We start from the raw sequence: 14,808 nt of genomic DNA, 5'->3' as shown, positions 1-14,808 counted from the left end.
AAAGTGCCGTAGTATCGGCCCACGAGTACGCGTGCGAACCTGCTGGGGCGTCGTCTAATGGCAGGACGTCAGACTTTGACTCTGATTATCAAGGTTCGAATCCTTGCGCCCCAGCCACTCCGCTCCGGGGGGACGCGGTCCTGAGTCCGTCCGGAGTTTGAAGGCGGTGGGCTGATGCCGCAGAAGACGCTCCTGCTGGTCACCGTGGGCAGTCCACCGTCCGCGCTCGTGAACGCCTTGCAGGAACCGCTGGCGACACACCTGGGCGTCAGCGCGGCCGTGAGCCGCATGGCGCTGTCCTCTCCGGCCTATGCCTTCAACAAGGACCGGAGCCAGTACCACTGCAACGCCATCATGCGCCGGCTGGGCACGGTGCTGGACGAGGCGCGGCGGGACGCGGGCCCGGGTGACGGGCGGCCGGACCTGGTGATGGGCGTGACGGACGCGGACCTCTTCGAACCGGACTCACCCTTCGTCTTCGGCCAGGCGGACCGCGAGTCCCGGGTCGCGGTGATGAGCCTGTTCCGGCTGCGCCAGGGCGCGGAGGGCGAGCAGCTTCGCCGCCGCGTGCAGGTGGAGGCGGTGCACCAGGCAGGCCACCTCATCGGGCTGTCGTACTGCGAGGACTCGCGCTGCGTGATGTTCTTCCCGCAGTCCGCGCAGGACATCGACCGCAAGTCGCTGGGCCCCTGCAACGTCTGCCGCAACGAGCTGAACCGCCTCAACCGCTGAAACGCTCCGTGCGCGCTCCCGGATACGGGCGCGCGTGAATGCCCCGTGTGCGTTGACGTCCTGTCCCGCGGGCCCTGTAGTGTTCGGGCAGGAAGCACGTGTGACAGGGCCGGCACAGCGGGAGAGACAGCGAATGAAGGGCATGCGGCGATGGCTCGGGGGCGTGGTGGCGGTGGGGTTGTTGGGGGCGTGCGAGCCCCTGGACGCGGGCGGTGGTGGCACCATTGGCGACGTCCTCTTCGACAAGGGCTTCGTCTTCGTACGCGATGACCGGAACGTCTACGTGGTGGACGACGACGGCGACCCCAACAGCCCGCAACGGCTGACGACGGGTGGCGGCGCGTACACGCCGTCCATCTCCAAGAACGGCAACAGCGTCGTGTTCGTGCAGCGCTCCGGCAGCACGTCGTCCATCCGGACGGTGCCGACCTCGGGCGGCCCGGTGGCCACGTTGATCAGCAGCAACGACGCGGCTTGCGGCGGCTGCACCAACTTCCGCGGGCCCACGTTCAGCCCGGATGGGCGCACCATCGTGTTCGCGTTCGACCGGGGCTCGGGTTCGCAGAGCTCGCTGGGGCGCATCGCGGTGGATGGCAGCGGCTTCGTGGACCTGACGCCCGGCACCACCATCGCGTACGGCGCGCCATCCTTCTTCCCCAGCGGGAACACGGTGGTGGCGCCCGCGGGGACCAGCTCCTTCCAGTTCGATCAGCTGGCGTTCGTGCCGCTGAACGGTAACAGCCCCAGCTACGTGCGGTTGGGCAACGAGGTGCTGGCCATCGCGAACCGCGCGGTGGTGTCACCGGACGGGCGGCAGATCGCGCTGGACGGGCGGCTGTCGTCCGGCAGCACGCGCATCTTCGTGGGCAACGTGACGACCACGGGCATCAGCGGCAGCCTGCGGCGGCTGACGGACTACACCGCGAGCACGGTGCAGGAGAGCTTCCCCAGCTGGACGGGCAGCACGGGGCTGGGCTTCCTCTTCAACGACTCCGGCGGTGACCCGAGCATCTACCGTGCTCCGGTGTCCTCCACGGCCAGCTCCGTGACGCTCGCGGTGCCCACCGCGAACGAGCCCTTCTACGGGCCCAACTAGTACGCGCCCACCTGGTGCTTCTCCCGGGTGGGATGTGGCCTGGAGGGCGGGGTTGGCTCTTCGTAGGTGCGGAGCCTGCTCGGGGGCGTGGAGCCGCGCGCCTCCAGTGCTTGCTGCTTGCGGTGGTCCACCACCAGCAGGTGCACGGTGAGGATCATGACCAGCCCCAGTCCCACCACGTCGACCACCAGCTTCGCCAGCTTGACGCCCATGCCCACGACCTGGTGGCGCTGGGGATTGTGAGGGAGGTAGAGCGCCTCCAGCGCGTCTCCCACGGCGGGGTAGGGCTTCAGTGCGCGGGGATGCCCGTATTCGCCGCGGACCTCCGAGCCGTCCTCCAGGTGCAGGACGTACTTCACGACCAGGTCGCTGTGTTTGAAACCCCAGCGCGTGTGGAGCACCTCACCTCGGGCGCGCAGTCCCACATCCCGGAGCTTCAAGGTGAGGTCGTACTGGCGGAACTCCCACACCAGTGCCGCCAGGGGGACTCCCACGAGGGCCACCACCGCCAGGACTGTCTCCGCTGTGCTCATGGCGCCCTCGATGGAATCGGTTTCCCGTGCGTCCGCGGCGCGTCGGGGTTCCGCAGCCTGCCCGCGGGCGTGGGCCCGCCGCGCGGCGCAGGGGCCTTCTTCACGGGCGCGTTCATCACCACGATGGCCGCCAGGACCAGGAACACGCCCGCGCCGAACAGGCTGCTCACGACCATGAGCGGCCCGGGCTCCGTGCCCACGCGCTGGTGCCGGTGGGGGTTGTCCGGCAGGTAGTGGACCTCCAGGGCGTCTCCCACGGAGCTCTGCCTCCCTCCGAACAGCCCCCACCGTCGTTCCCGGTACTCGCCCTGGATCTCTCCGCCCTCCGGAAGCGGGAAGACGTACTCCACGATGTTGTCCTTCCAATCCAACAGGCTGCGGCGGACGGAGACCACCTCGCCGTAGGCGTGCAGGCCCTCCTCGCGCAGCTTCACGGTGAGCCGGTACTGAAGCAGCATCCGCGCCAACAGCCACAGCGGCGCTCCCACGAAGAACACCACCAGCAGCATCGCGTTCATGGGGAGCATGGCGGCCTCAGGATGACGGGGTTGGAACCCCAGGGGCGACCCGGGGGGACTTCGGCACGGCCTTCGCCAGCAGCGCCACCCGCCGGATGACGGTGAAGAACATCCGCACCTCGCTGAAGAAGAGGGCGAGCCCCAGCGACATCACCTCATGGCCCTCCGGGTTGCTGCGGCGCGGTTCGTCCTGGCTGGAGAGGACCTTAAGCGGGCACCCGGCGACGCGAAACGGCAATGCCTTTCATGCCCGGCCGTAGAGCCCGCGTGCGGGGCCCTCCCTGGCGTCGCGTGCGCCAAAACGCCATGCTCCCGCGCGTCCTGCCGGAGGTACGCACCGTGTCCCTGTTCGATGCCGTCGCCGCGGGTGACCGCGCCGCCCTGAGCGCCCAGCTCGACGCGGGGGCGGACCCCAACCCCTTCGACGCGGAAGGGCGCACGCCGCTGATGGTGGCCGCGCGCGCGGGCCGTGATGACCTGGTGAGCGTGCTGCTGGAGGCCGGCGCGGACCCCACGCTGCCGGACGCCGTGGGCGAGACGCCCTACGTCTCCGCCGCCGCCTACGGCCACGTCCAGGTCTGCGCGCTCCTGTCCCCTCACGCCACCGCGGACGAGAAGGACATGGCGCGCACGCTGCTCAAGAACCAGGGCCTCGATGAGATCCCCGCGCGCCCCTCGCGCCCGTCCGAGGTCCCGCCCGGCGGCTTCCGCCGCAAGCTCGCCTCCGCCGGCGCCTACGTCGCGGGCAAGCTGGGCGACGACGGCGCCACGAAGCGCCTGGAGCGCGTGCTGCGCTCGGAGGGCAACGCCCCCAAGGGCCGCAAGTAGCCGCCCACCTCCGGAAAGGCGAAGGGCCCGGCCGCTCCCACCAGGGGGAGCCACCGGGCCCTCGTCACATCAGGAGCCGGACTGCGCTACTCCGGCTTGGCGCTCACCACGGGGCTGGGCGCCACCGTGCCGCCCTTGTTGCTGCTGACCTCCATCGAGTCAGCGACCAGCTCGGTGATGTCCTTGATCTGGATCTGCTCGCGGCCGGTGTCGTTCTTCGCGTCGTTGAGCATCGTGGAGCAGAACGGGCAGGCCACCGCGACGATGCCCTTGCCGCCCGGCTCCTTGTAGTCGCCCACCATGCCCGGCTTCTTCTTGTCCGTGGCGTCGGGGAAGGGCGTGTTCGGATCCTCCGCGTGCTTCAGCGTGAGGGCCGCCTCGTTCATGCGGTTGTGGTTGATGCGCGTGCCGATGTGCTCCTCCATCCACATCCGGCCGCCGCCGGCGCCGCAGCAGAAGCCCTCGCGCTTGCTGCGCTGCATCTCCACCACCTCGAGGCCCGGGATGCTCTGGAGCACTTCACGGGGCGCGTCGTACACGCCGTTGTGCCGGCCCAGGTAGCAGGGGTCGTGGTAGGTCAGCTTCGTTCCGGCGTTCATCACCGAGGACAGCTTGATGCGCTTGTCCTTGAGCAGCTCGTTGATGAGCTGCGTGTGGTTGATGACGCGGTACTCGCCGCCGAACTCCGGGTACTCGTTCTTGATGGTGTTGAAGCAGTGCGGGCACTGCGTGATGACCGCCTTCACGCCCATCGCGTTCCAGGACTCGACGTTCGTCTTGGCCAGCGTCTGGTACAGGTACTCGTTGCCCATGCGGCGCGCGGAGTCGCCGTTGCACATCTCCTGCTTGGACAGCGTCGCGAAGGACACGCCCGCCTCGCGCATGATCTTCACCAGCGCGCGGCTCACCTTCTTCTGCTTGTCGTCGTAGCTGCCCGCGCAGCCCACGAAGAACAGGTACTCGTACTCGCCGCCGTCACCCCAGGTGGGCAGCGCCAGGTCCTCCGCCCACTCGTCGCGCCGGTCCTGGCCCAGGCCCCAGGGGTTGCCCTGGCGCTCCATGCCCTCGAACACGCGCTGGATTTCGGGCGGGAACTCCGCCTTCACCTGCACCTGGTAGCGGCGCATGTCGATGAGGCGCGGGACGTTCTCGATGAACACCGGGCAGGCCTGCTCGCACCAGCCGCAGCTCGTGCACGCCCACACCGTCTCCGCCTTCAGCGCGGTGCCGACAATCTCAGGCAGGGGCTCCTTCGCGCCGCTGGGGCCGTAGCCCTCCTCCACCCAGCGCTCGTTGTCCCAGATCCAGTGCTTCAGGTCCTGGTTCACGCCCTTGTGCGTGAGCGGCTTGCCCGTGATGTACGTGGGACAGTGCGTCTGGCACCGGCCGCACTCCGTACAGGAGTACAGGTCCAGGCCGTTCTTCCAGGTGAGGTCCTTCACCGTGGCGGCGCCGAACTCCTCCTTCTCCAGGTTGGGCGTGGGCAGCTTGCCGGTGGAGTGCGTGCGCTGGAAGAAGACGTTGGGCAGGCCCGTGATGATGTGGAAGTGCTTGCCCAGCGGCAGGAAGTTCAGGAACGCCAGGATGATGGTCAGGTGGGTGAAGAAGCCCGCCACGCCCAGCACGTGCGCCGCCGAGTGGCCCAGGGGCATCATCGCCAGGCCCGTCAGGCTGGTGAGCGGCTCCCACCAGACCATCGCGGCCGGAGCGGCCGGCACCTGCGTGGCGCCCACCGGCACCTGCTGCGCGGCGGCGTGCGCGGCCACCATGTGGCTGCCGCCGAACATGAACTCGGTGATCATCAGGCCCGCGATGAAGCCCAGGATGAGGTAGGCCTCCCAGGACTGGGACATGCGGTCCGGCTTCACCTTCCAGCGCGTCCACACGAAGAACGCCACGCCCAGCAGCGCCAGCCCCGCCACGATGTCCTTCGTCAGCAGGTAGACCTTGTAGAGCAGCAGCAGCGGCGGCGCGGCGTCCCACGCCGGGTGGGACAGGTCGGTGAGCACGTCCAGCGCCGTGGACGAGAACCCCATCACGAACAGCATGATGGTGCGCAGCGCCAGCACCATGAACGCCGCGTAGATGAAGATGTGGAACAGGCCCGGCGTGAACTCCTCCGGGTCCACCATGCGCTTCTGGCCCAACCCGAAGCGCACCAGCTGCGCCACGCGGTAGGGGATGTGGTCCAGCCGGTTCTCCTTCTTCATCGCGAGCAGCACGCCCACGCGGCCGGACATCGTGATGACGAAGATGGAAACAAAGCCTGCGAGGAGCAGGCCGGTGATGATGGGGTTCATGGAACCTCGGGACCCTCTGGGGCCGCACGACGGCAACGCAGGGTTGCTGCGACGCGGCAATTCTGGAGTGTGGGTCAACCCTAGCAAGGGTGATTCGTGAATCAAGCACCGAGCGGACGCCGTGTCCTGCAGCAGTCCCTCCACCGCGTCCGGACCTCCCTCCGGGGCAAGGGCTCCCCACCCTCGCTGACCCCACCGCGCATGCGTGCGAACGCACCCTGCCTGGCACGCCGGACAGCAGGCGGCCGGATGTGCCGCGCCGGACGCTCCCGGAACTTTGCTGTCCCGAGGGCTTTACAAAACAGGGGGCGGGTCTCACCATGTCCGTAAATCGGTCAAGATGAGCTTGTAAAGGGGCTCGCATGGGGCGGCTCCGATTGACTGACGCAGGGCGTCCAGGGGGACGCGAGCCATCACAGGCCGTACACCCCGTGAACTGGAGCGCCGAGGAGCCGGACATGAGCCACGACGAGAGCACGTACCTGGACGAGGGGCGGGACGACCTGGAACTGACGGCCGAGGGCGAATCCGGACGGACGGTGAAGCCGGTGGAGCCCACCGAGGACGGGCGCTGGAGCCACCTGCCCGAGGAGGCCTGGGGCGGCTGGACCGTGGCGGAGTGAGGCCCTGCCCCCGCGGCCCGTGGCCTGCGCGGGGGCCTTCGTCGACGAACCTGTCGGACAGTCGGACAGGTCCCGGGACTTGCACTCCCGGACGCTGATGCAGTGCGCTGGATGCCGTGACGCTCCCCGCCCTCGGGCCGGGTCGAGCCTCCGGACGCAGGCCCCCGGATGACCGGTGGCGAAACCTCCTGGAGTAAATCCGTAAAGGCCTGAACGCTCCTGTGGAAAAGCAGGTGTTTGTGGGTGACGCGAGGCGTCCACCCGGGGCGCGGCGGCGTGGGAGCGCAGGGTGATCGCCGGAGGTGGGCGGGCCGTTGAAGAGGGAGGCCCCGGTCGGGCCGGACACGTTGCTTTCACGCCTGGAAACCCGACATCCTCCGGGCATCAGCGACAGGCTTCCGGGGAGACGGGCGCGGGCCCGTGCACCGGGGCGTTCCGGGGCTCCAGGGCGTCGTCGCGACAGGACTGGCGGGCAGGCAGCATGGACCCCCCCACCATGCGGGAGCGCGGATGAAGCAGACGGCCTGGGCAGTGGAGCGCGACGCGGAAGGCGGCCGCGAAGTGCTGCTGCTGGTGACCCTGGAGGCCGAAGCGGAGACGCCTCGGGCCCCGGTGGCGGTGAACCTGGTCATCGACCGGAGCGCGTCGATGCGGGGCGCGCCATTGGCGGCGGCGGTGGAGGCGGCGCGCGCGCTGGTGGAGCGGGCGGGCTCCAAGGACTACGTCGGCCTGCTCACCTTCGACGCGGACGCGGAGCAGGTGCTGCCCGTGCGCGCCATGGAGGCGGGCGCGAAGTCGGCCTTCCTGAAGGCGCTCTCCCGCCTGGAGTCCGGCGAGGGCACCGCGCTGCACGAGGCCGTGGAGCATGGCGCGGAGGCCGTGCGTCGCGTGCTGGTGCCGGGCGCCCGGCCGCAGCTGCTCATGCTCACGGACGGCGAGCCCTCCGTGGGGCCCACCGCGCTGGGCGAGTTCAAGGTGCTGGGCCAGCGGGTGCACGACTCCGGCGTGGCGCTGCACGCGCTGGGGCTGGGCAAGCACTACCTGCCGGAGATCCTGGAGGCCCTCACCGGGCCGTCCGGCACGGGCTTCACCCACGTGGACGACGCGGAGGGCTTGCCGCTGGCGGTGGGCGCGCTGGGCGCGGAGCTGTTCGGCGAGGTGGTGGCGGACGCGCGCGTGTACGTGCTGCCCACGGGCTTCGCGGACCTGCGCTGCCGCCACCGCTACCCGTCGCGCGTGGAGGGGGACGCGATGAGCGCCGCGCTGGGGGCGGTGTCGCATGCGTTCCCGCGCCGCGTCCTCTTCGCGGGCGTGCTGGAGAAGGGCGACTGGAACCTCACCGTCACCGCCTCGTATACGGAGAACGGCGACACGCGGAGGCTGTCCGTGCCGGTGACGCGCCTGTTGCCGGAGAGTGACGAGGGCCGCTTCGTGCGCGCTGTGTCCGCGGAGCTGGAGCTCGTGTCTTATGAGGCCGCCGCCTGGAAGGCGCTCTCCCGCCGTCAGCAGGACGCGGCCGAGCGGGCGCTCGAAGGGGCGGACAAGGGGCTCTACAAGCTGGCGCGCCTGGGCTCCGCGGAGGTGCCCGCGCAGCGGCACGTGGACCGCCTGGCGGACCTGCGCAGGGCGGTGGAGCGCCGGGCCGCCCAGCCGTCCGCGCTGGGGGTGCGGCGGGCCCAGTCGGAGGTGTCGCGCATCACCATGAGCCGCATCGGACCGGCGCTCCCCATGCCGGCCCCGGCGGCTCCTGCTCCGGTCCGGGCGGCCCTCCCCGCCGCGGCGAACGGCGGGGCACCCCCGGCGGGAACCCTGGACAGCGCGGCGATGCTCCCCTGGAAGACGGGCAACACCGAGTCGTAACCGCCTGGAGTCCTTGAGCGTAGAGAGGCTGCGCGGGGGCCCGGGGTGGCCCCCTGATGCCGGGCGTGCGGGCATGCGGAATGCCCGGCCGCCTGGAAGGTTGAGTGCACCCCGCGGGGACGCATCCCAGGTAGCACGGCGTTTCCAGGTGGATTAACGGGAGTCGCATGACGCATCCGTGGAGCAAGAGGTCTGGAAGCCGGCTCGGTGGGCTGGGGGTGGTGGGCGCGTTGCTCCTGGCGACGTGGGCCCAGGCCGCCGCGCTGCCCGCCACCGCCGTGGGCAGCACCGCGCCGGACGAGGGCGACCCGCGCCTGGAGGGCGCGCTGCTGCTGGACGCCACCCAGGTGAAGGCGGGCGGCGATTTCCGCGTGGGTGTGCGCCTGAAGCTGGACCCGGAGTGGCACGTCTACTGGAAGAACCCGGGCGACTCCGGCCTGGCCACGGACGTGTCGTGGGACGTGCCGGGCGTCACGGTGGGGGACTTGCGCTGGCCCTTCCCCAGCACGTTCCGCACGCCGGACGGCTTCATCACCACGCACGGCTACCACGACGAGGTGCTGCTGTTCGCGCCCGCGCACGTGTCGGAGAACGCCAGCGGCACGTTGAACGTGTCCGCGGCGGTGGACGCGCTCGCGTGCAAGGTGCACTGCATCCCCGCGCAGCTGGTGCTGACGCGCACGCTGCCGGTGGGGCCGGAGACGGTGTTGGATCCGGAGTACGCGCCTCGGTTTGATGCCTCGCAGGCCGAGGTGCCGGCGCCGGTGGGTGCCCAGGGCGCTCCGCGCGTGGCCGTCAAGCTGGATGGCGCGACGCTGACCGCGGGCAAGCCCTTCACCGGCACGCTCACCGTGACGGGGGCGGACGGCAAGCCCTTCGCGAGCGGCGTGGAGGGTGACTTCTTCGTGCCCGGCCGCATCGCGGGCGTGGACAGCGTGGCGCTGACGCAGACGGCGCCGGGGACGTTCGCGCTGAAGGGGCAGGCGTCGTCGGTGGTGCCCCGGGGCGAGCCCCGGCTCACGGGCGCGCTGCGCCTGGGCACGAAGGCGCAGGGCTACACGGCGGTGGACGTGGACACGGCGCTCGCGCCGGTGGTGGCCGCGGACGGCGCGGTGGCGGGCGCGGCGCCCTTGAAGGTCCCGTCGGTGAAGGACGCGGTGGGCAAGGTGCAGCCCGCGGCGGCGCCTCCGGTGGCGGGCGAGTCGCCCCTGGGCCTGGGGCTCGCGCTGGTGTTCGCGTTCCTGGGCGGCGCGCTGCTCAACCTGATGCCGTGCGTGTTCCCGGTGCTGGCGCTCAAGGCATACGGCTTCACGCGGATGGTGCAGGAGGAGAAGGGCAGGGTCGCTCCGCACGCGGCGGCGTACGCGGGCGGCATCCTGGCGACGATGCTGCTGCTCGCGGGCGCGGTGCTGGCGGTGCGCGCGGGTGGCGCCAGCGTGGGCTGGGGCTTCCAGTTCCAGGAGCCGCTGTTCGTCGCGGGCGTGAGCGCGGTGCTGGTGGCGTTCGCGCTCAACCTCTTCGGCGTCTACACGCTGGGCGCGGACGGCACGGCGCTGGCGGGCAAGGTGGACCAGAGCCACGGCCTGCTGCGCAGCGCGGGCGAGGGCGTGCTCGCGGTGGTGCTGGCCACGCCGTGCTCGGCGCCGCTGTTGGGCACGGCGGTGGGCTTCGCGTTCGCGGCGGGCCCGGCCACGGTGCTGTTGGTGTTCATGGCGCTGGGGTTGGGATTGGCGCTGCCCTTCTGCGTGCTGGTGCTGGTGCCGGGGCTGGCGAAGAAGCTGCCCAAGCCGGGCATGTGGATGGAGCGCGGCAAGCAGTTCCTGGGCTTCGCGCTCCTGGGCACGACGGTGTGGCTGGTGTGGGTGATGGGCGGGCTGGCCGGCGTGGACGGGATGGCGCGGCTGCTCGCTTTCCTCATCGCGGTGGGTCTGGGCACGTGGCTGTACGGCCAGTCGCAGGGGCTGGAGGGCGGGCGCCGGGGCGTGACGGTGGCGCTGGCGGTGCTGGTGCTGGTGGGCTCGGCCGCGGCGGCGCTGCGCTTCGACGAGGCGCAGGCGTCCCTGGAGACGCGTGGCGCGGTGGCGTCGTCGCACGGTGGGGCGCAGGCGTGGGACGAGGCGGCGGTGTCGGCGGCGCTGGCGGCGGGGCAGCCGGTGTTCGTGGACTTCACGGCGGACTGGTGCCTCACGTGCAAGTTCAACGAGCGCACCGTGCTGTCGCGCGACGACGTGCGGCAGGCGTTCCTGAAGCACAACGTGGCCTTCTTCGTGGCGGACTGGACGCGGCGGGACGCGCGCATCACCACGAAGCTGGCGGAGCATGGCCGCGCGGGCGTGCCCATGTACCTGGTGCTGAGCCCGGGCGCGCCGGACAAGCCGGAGGTGCTCAACGAGCTGCTCACCGCGGACAGCGTCATCCAGGCGGTGCAGCGCGCGGCGGAGTGCGGGTCGCCGTTGAAGGGTGGCTCGGTGGTGTGTGCCCGGCCATGAGCCGGGAGTGAAGTGGCGGTAGGGCTGTTCGTTGCGCGGCGTTCAACTCATTGGAGGTTCCGTCATGAAGCAGGTCTTCAAGGCTCTCGCTCTCACCGCGGCTTTCGTGTCCGCTCCCGTCTTCGCCGCGGACACCGCGGAGGTGGGCAAGCCCGCTCCGGCGTTCACGCTGAAGGACGAGGCGGGCAAGGCCCACTCGCTGTCCGAGTACAAGGGCAAGGTGGTGGTGCTCGAGTGGACGAACCCGGAGTGCCCGTTCGTGAAGCGGCACTACGAGGCCAAGACGATGCAGAACACGCAGAAGGGCTTCGATGCGAAGAAGGTGGTGTGGCTGACGGTGGACTCGTCCTCCACGCACAACGCGAAGAGCGCCGCCGAGTGGAAGAAGAAGGAGGGCCTCAGCCAGCCGGTGCTGCTGGACACGGACGGCACGGTGGGCAAGAGCTACGCGGCGAAGACGACCCCGCACATGTACGTCATCGACGGTGAGGGCGTGGTCCGCTACGCGGGCGCCATCGACAACGACCCGCGCGGCAAGGAAGCCACCAAGGTGAACTACGTGCAGACGGCGGTGGACGCGCTCCTCAACGGCAAGCAGGTGGCGACCCCGACCTCCGAGCCGTACGGCTGCTCCGTGAAGTACAAGAGCTGAGCGACCGCCCACGTCGTGAGGTTCGAGGCCCGTGTCCCTGGGAAGGGACGCGGGCCTTTTCATTCCGCGTCGCGGTGGGCGTAGTCCGGGCCCAGGCCTTCAATGCGGTAGGTGTTGCCGGGGTAGGTGCGGTTGCGTGTCGTCTCCAGCGTGGACGGATAGCGCTCCAGGGACACGTGGCGTTTGACCCGCTTGCGCAGCTTGAGCGCGCCTCGGACCAGGTTGCCGACCCAGACGGGTGGGGCTTCGAACTGGATGGCGGGCAGCAGTCGCGGTGGCACCAGGCTGAGGCTGATGGGCGCCACCAGCGGACGCAGCGGGCCCGGCACCCAGCCGGCGAGGATGTCCACGGTGGATTGCGCCACGCGGTGGCTCGCCTCGTTGGGGACGAACTCGCGGGCTTCGTAGTCTCGGATGAAGGCGTCGTAGGCGGCCTTGTCCTCGGGGATGTCCTTCAGGCCCATGCGGCGGCCAATCTCGCACCAGTAATGGAACCAGGCCTCCTGCTCGTGCGCGGTGAAGGGACGCCAGCCGAAGTCGTTCATCCACTGGATGGGGAAGTCGATGAACGTCCACAGCACGAAGAGGAAGTCCTCGTTCGGGATGCGGAAGAAGGAGTGGATGTGATTCATCTGCTCCAGCGAACGGCGCCCCTCCGCCCCCTCCCAGCCACACTCCATGAAGCGCGCGATGAGCAGCCGCGTGTCGTCGTAGCGCTTCTGGCCGCGCTTGCGGAACTCGCCCGTGCGGTCCAGCAGGCGGGAGACGGAACGGCTGCCGTAGGTGTGGAAGAGGGCGATCTCCGTGGACCGCACGATGTCGAACGAGAACTCGTAGTTGGTCAGCAGGTGCACGATGCGCTGGCAGTCCCGCCGTGCGTCCAGGGTGGCGATCTCCCGGCTCACTTCGGGCAGCCGCGCCCGCCAGAAGGGCTTGCGATAGGCGGGACCGGGCACGCTGGCAGCAGGAGGTTTCCCCGCGCCGCTGAAGGGGCAGCCCGAGGAAGCAGCGTCCTCGGGAGGAGAGGCCGGGTGGGGCATGGGGGAAACTCCGGGAAGCGAGGCGGCTGGGGATGTTAGCCCGCTCCGTGACGGCACGCCGTGGCCTTGAAGGGCCGGTGGGCGGAAGGCCTTGTCCGAGGCGGCGGTGCGCCGGACCTTGTCTTGAAGCGCACGACATCCAGACAGGAGACGCGACCATGGCCAGCAACAAGGGGCCGCCGGTGAAGGGGCCCGAGCGCACGGACACTCAAAGCGCGGAGGAGCTGGAGCGGGAGGCCCGACACCAGCGTCCAGACAGGGAGCGGGGCGACGTGACGGACGAGGACGTGGGCGAGGATCGCATCCTCCAGAAGGGGATTGGCGGCTACGGCGCGCAGAAGGGCACGGAGCCCGCGAGGGAAGCGCCGCCCCTCAGTGACGACGGCGAGCGGTAGCGCCGGCCACCGCACGGCTTGCGCCTCAGACGCGCGCGTGCCATTCGAGCCCGCCGGGCAGGGGCCTCGCCGCGAACTCCAGATGGATGACCCGACGGTGCGCGGGCACGCGCGCCGGTGACGAGGCGTGCAGCAGCAGGGGCCTCATCACCAACAGGCCGCAGCGAGGCACGAGGCAGTCCACGGGAGGACTGCGTTCGAGCCAGCCCGGGATGAGCGAAGAGTGCAGGCGTCCCTCACGGTGTGAGCCCGCGAGCACGCGCACGGGGCCGTTGTCCTCGCCGCAGTCGTCCAGGTGGACGCGCACCGCGACCATGTCCTCCAGGACGGACGTGGGCGGCTGCACGCAGGGCACACCGGCCTTCTCCGACCAGGGGCCGAAGCCAGGCACGTCGCGGCGCTCGCGCACGGCGAGGGTCAGGTCCTGGTGCCAGATGACCTTCCAGTTCGCGTCCGGGGTCTTGTCGAACAGCAGCCCGCGCACCGCGAAGCAGTGCGAGCCCAGGACCGCCTCCGCGGCTTCGCGCACGTGGCCCGAGCGGGCCAGCTCCCGGACGGCGGGCACGTTCTCCAGCAGGTTTCGCACGCCGCCACGCCGCTGCGAGGCCGCTGCGTCTTCGCTCACGGAGTGCAGGGCCTGAAGCAGCGCATCCGCGGCGTCGGGCGTGATGCCGTGCGGGAGGATGGCGAAGCCCTCGCGCTCGATGCGCTCGGCCAGCTCCGCGGTCACGTCATGCGTCGTCGATGGGGACATCGCGGCGCGCAGCATAGCGGAGGCTGGTTCCACGCGGGCACGGGCCCACGTGGAACCAGCCCCGCGAGGGCTCACGCCGCCACCGGCTCGCGGCGGTGGCGGGCCCGGGCGGAGACGTCCCTGCGGCGGCCCTTGCGCAGCACGTCCAGGTGCACCTCCTCCTCGGTGGCGAGCGCCATCAGCCGCTGAAGGTCGTCCACGCTGCTCACCGGCCGGCTGTTGATGCCGAGCAGCAGGTCGTCCGGCTGGAGGCCCGCGTCGTCGGCGGGAGTGCCCTCCTGCACCTTCAGCACTCGCACGGCGCGGGGCTGTCCGGTGTCCTTCGCGAGCGCGGGCTCCAGGTTCACCGCCGTGGCGGCGATGCCCAGGAACTTCCGGTCCACCCGGCCGCGCTGGATGAGCAGGCCCGCGACCCAGGCCGCCGTGGTGGCGCTCACCGCGAAGCCGATGCCCTGCGCGAACGGCAACACCAGCGTGTTGAGCCCCACCACGCGCCCGCGCGTGTCGAGCAACGGCCCGCCGGAGTTGCCCGGGTTGATGGCCGCGTCCGTCTGGAGCATCCCCTCCAGGATGACGCCGTCGGGCAGCGTGATGGAGCGGTTGATGGCGCTCACCACGCCCAGCGACACGGACTGCTCCAGGCGGAAGGGATTGCCGATGGCCATCACCAGCTGCCCCACCCGCACCGTCTCCGGATCCGCGAGCGGCAGCGTGGGGAAGTGGTCTCCCTCCGCGCGCACCACCGCGAGGTCCGTGGGGGCGTCCGCGCCCACCAGCGTGCCCCGGCGCTCCTCGCCGTTGTGGAGCTGCACGGTGAGGCGCTTGGGCGAGCGCATCACCACGTGCCGGTTGGTGAGCACGTAGCCGTCCGGCGTGAGGAACAGACCGGTGCCGTGGCCTCGCGCGTGCTCCACGCCCACCACCGCCGGAGCCGCGCCGGCCACGAGTCCTTCCAGGTCATCCGAGAGCTGCTGCAACAGGTTCATCG

At 70.6% G+C, this 14,808-nt stretch carries 15 protein-coding genes and 1 tRNA gene; 9 read left to right on the top strand and 7 right to left on the bottom strand.

Features of this window, described 5'->3' with window-relative positions; all coding sequences use genetic code 11:
- Positions 1-43: 43 nt before the first annotated feature.
- The 3 genes from KYK13_RS37165 (at position 44) to KYK13_RS37155 (ending at position 1,828) form a co-directional block, all read left to right on the top strand.
- Positions 44-117: transfer RNA gene (locus KYK13_RS37165), tRNA-Gln, on the top strand.
- Positions 118-174: 57 nt separating this feature from the next.
- Positions 175-732 carry a non-proteolytic archaemetzincin-like protein gene (locus KYK13_RS37160; protein ID WP_223639827.1) on the top strand — a complete coding sequence of 186 codons (558 nt, stop codon included), beginning with the start codon at positions 175-177 and terminating at the stop codon, positions 730-732.
- A 133-nt stretch (positions 733-865) separates the two neighbouring features.
- Complete coding sequence (locus KYK13_RS37155) at positions 866-1,828, top strand: hypothetical protein (RefSeq protein ID WP_223639824.1); 963 nt, start codon at positions 866-868, stop codon at positions 1,826-1,828.
- Here KYK13_RS37155 and KYK13_RS37150 read toward each other — a convergent pair.
- Genes KYK13_RS37150 through KYK13_RS38980 form a run of 3 tightly spaced genes read right to left on the bottom strand, consistent with a single transcriptional unit; the run spans position 1,825 to position 3,030 of the window.
- The gene (locus KYK13_RS37150) at positions 1,825-2,361 is read right to left on the bottom strand and encodes a hypothetical protein (protein WP_223639821.1); all 537 of its coding nucleotides are present in this window, start codon (positions 2,359-2,361) and stop codon (positions 1,825-1,827) included. The two genes, KYK13_RS37155 and KYK13_RS37150, sit on opposite strands and share 4 nt — an antisense overlap.
- Positions 2,358-2,888 carry a DUF3592 domain-containing protein gene (locus KYK13_RS37145; RefSeq protein WP_223639818.1) on the bottom strand — a complete coding sequence of 177 codons (531 nt, stop codon included), beginning with the start codon at positions 2,886-2,888 and terminating at the stop codon, positions 2,358-2,360. The genes KYK13_RS37150 and KYK13_RS37145 overlap by 4 nt, the downstream gene beginning before the upstream one ends.
- Before the next feature lie 7 nt (positions 2,889-2,895).
- Positions 2,896-3,030 carry a hypothetical protein gene (locus KYK13_RS38980; RefSeq protein WP_255654119.1) on the bottom strand — a complete coding sequence of 45 codons (135 nt, stop codon included), beginning with the start codon at positions 3,028-3,030 and terminating at the stop codon, positions 2,896-2,898.
- A gap of 188 nt (positions 3,031-3,218) precedes the next feature.
- Between KYK13_RS38980 and KYK13_RS37140 the strand changes: the two genes are divergently transcribed.
- On the top strand, positions 3,219-3,707 hold the full coding sequence (locus KYK13_RS37140) for an ankyrin repeat domain-containing protein (RefSeq protein ID WP_223639815.1): 489 nt from the start codon (positions 3,219-3,221) through the stop codon (positions 3,705-3,707).
- Positions 3,708-3,793: 86 nt separating this feature from the next.
- Here the strand turns inward: KYK13_RS37140 and KYK13_RS37135 are convergent, their stop codons facing one another.
- Positions 3,794-6,007: a (Fe-S)-binding protein gene (locus tag KYK13_RS37135; RefSeq protein WP_223639812.1), complete on the bottom strand. Its 2,214-nt coding sequence runs from the start codon at positions 6,005-6,007 to the stop codon at positions 3,794-3,796.
- A gap of 458 nt (positions 6,008-6,465) precedes the next feature.
- On the opposite strand from KYK13_RS37135, the gene KYK13_RS37130 reads away from it, so the two are divergent.
- The 4 genes from KYK13_RS37130 to KYK13_RS37115 all read left to right on the top strand — a co-directional run bounded on the left by KYK13_RS37130 (position 6,466) and on the right by KYK13_RS37115 (position 11,631).
- Entirely contained in the window at positions 6,466-6,630 is a 165-nt protein-coding gene (locus KYK13_RS37130; RefSeq protein ID WP_223639809.1) for a hypothetical protein, read from the top strand.
- A 510-nt stretch (positions 6,631-7,140) separates the two neighbouring features.
- Positions 7,141-8,490: a VWA domain-containing protein gene (locus tag KYK13_RS37125; RefSeq protein ID WP_223639806.1), complete on the top strand. Its 1,350-nt coding sequence runs from the start codon at positions 7,141-7,143 to the stop codon at positions 8,488-8,490.
- Between the two features lie 167 nt (positions 8,491-8,657).
- Positions 8,658-10,979 carry a protein-disulfide reductase DsbD gene (locus KYK13_RS37120; protein WP_223639803.1) on the top strand — a complete coding sequence of 774 codons (2,322 nt, stop codon included), beginning with the start codon at positions 8,658-8,660 and terminating at the stop codon, positions 10,977-10,979.
- A gap of 64 nt (positions 10,980-11,043) precedes the next feature.
- A complete protein-coding gene (locus KYK13_RS37115; protein WP_223639800.1) occupies positions 11,044-11,631 on the top strand; it encodes a redoxin domain-containing protein in 588 nt (195 codons plus the stop codon).
- Between the two features lie 59 nt (positions 11,632-11,690).
- On the opposite strand, the gene KYK13_RS37110 is transcribed toward KYK13_RS37115, so the two are convergent.
- Positions 11,691-12,671, bottom strand: coding sequence for an oxygenase MpaB family protein (locus KYK13_RS37110; protein WP_223639797.1), 981 nt, complete (start codon positions 12,669-12,671; stop codon positions 11,691-11,693).
- Between the two features lie 158 nt (positions 12,672-12,829).
- On the opposite strand from KYK13_RS37110, the gene KYK13_RS37105 reads away from it, so the two are divergent.
- On the top strand, positions 12,830-13,066 hold the full coding sequence (locus KYK13_RS37105; RefSeq protein ID WP_223639795.1) for a hypothetical protein: 237 nt from the start codon (positions 12,830-12,832) through the stop codon (positions 13,064-13,066).
- 25 nt (positions 13,067-13,091) lie between these two features.
- Here KYK13_RS37105 and KYK13_RS37100 read toward each other — a convergent pair whose 3' ends face one another.
- Together KYK13_RS37100 and KYK13_RS37095 are read right to left on the bottom strand one after the other, a co-directional pair.
- Positions 13,092-13,820: a phytanoyl-CoA dioxygenase family protein gene (locus KYK13_RS37100; RefSeq protein WP_223639792.1), complete on the bottom strand. Its 729-nt coding sequence runs from the start codon at positions 13,818-13,820 to the stop codon at positions 13,092-13,094.
- 71 nt (positions 13,821-13,891) lie between these two features.
- The gene (locus KYK13_RS37095) at positions 13,892-14,806 is read right to left on the bottom strand and encodes a S1C family serine protease (RefSeq protein ID WP_223639789.1); all 915 of its coding nucleotides are present in this window, start codon (positions 14,804-14,806) and stop codon (positions 13,892-13,894) included.
- Between the last annotated feature and the right edge of the window lie 2 nt (positions 14,807-14,808).

Origin of the sequence: Corallococcus sp. EGB (genome assembly GCF_019968905.1) — a bacterium.
Classification (GTDB): Bacteria; Myxococcota; Myxococcia; order Myxococcales; family Myxococcaceae; genus Corallococcus.
Note: the sequence above shows the minus strand (reverse complement) of the source record. Positions and strands in the feature narration are given on the sequence as shown.

Coding starts and splice junctions, on each gene's coding strand:
- KYK13_RS37100 (WP_223639792.1), bottom strand. CDS start 13,820: ATGTCCCCATCGACGACGCATGACGTGACCGCGGAGCTGGCCGAGCGC.
- KYK13_RS37160 (WP_223639827.1), top strand. CDS start 175: ATGCCGCAGAAGACGCTCCTGCTGGTCACCGTGGGCAGTCCACCGTCC.
- KYK13_RS37130 (WP_223639809.1), top strand. CDS start 6,466: ATGAGCCACGACGAGAGCACGTACCTGGACGAGGGGCGGGACGACCTG.
- KYK13_RS37145 (WP_223639818.1), bottom strand. CDS start 2,888: ATGCTCCCCATGAACGCGATGCTGCTGGTGGTGTTCTTCGTGGGAGCG.
- KYK13_RS37135 (WP_223639812.1), bottom strand. CDS start 6,007: ATGAACCCCATCATCACCGGCCTGCTCCTCGCAGGCTTTGTTTCCATC.
- KYK13_RS37125 (WP_223639806.1), top strand. CDS start 7,141: ATGAAGCAGACGGCCTGGGCAGTGGAGCGCGACGCGGAAGGCGGCCGC.
- KYK13_RS37150 (WP_223639821.1), bottom strand. CDS start 2,361: ATGAGCACAGCGGAGACAGTCCTGGCGGTGGTGGCCCTCGTGGGAGTC.
- KYK13_RS37095 (WP_223639789.1), bottom strand. CDS start 14,806: ATGAACCTGTTGCAGCAGCTCTCGGATGACCTGGAAGGACTCGTGGCC.
- KYK13_RS37120 (WP_223639803.1), top strand. CDS start 8,658: ATGACGCATCCGTGGAGCAAGAGGTCTGGAAGCCGGCTCGGTGGGCTG.
- KYK13_RS37115 (WP_223639800.1), top strand. CDS start 11,044: ATGAAGCAGGTCTTCAAGGCTCTCGCTCTCACCGCGGCTTTCGTGTCC.
- KYK13_RS38980 (WP_255654119.1), bottom strand. CDS start 3,030: ATGTCGCTGGGGCTCGCCCTCTTCTTCAGCGAGGTGCGGATGTTCTTC.
- KYK13_RS37105 (WP_223639795.1), top strand. CDS start 12,830: ATGGCCAGCAACAAGGGGCCGCCGGTGAAGGGGCCCGAGCGCACGGAC.
- KYK13_RS37110 (WP_223639797.1), bottom strand. CDS start 12,671: ATGCCCCACCCGGCCTCTCCTCCCGAGGACGCTGCTTCCTCGGGCTGC.
- KYK13_RS37155 (WP_223639824.1), top strand. CDS start 866: ATGAAGGGCATGCGGCGATGGCTCGGGGGCGTGGTGGCGGTGGGGTTG.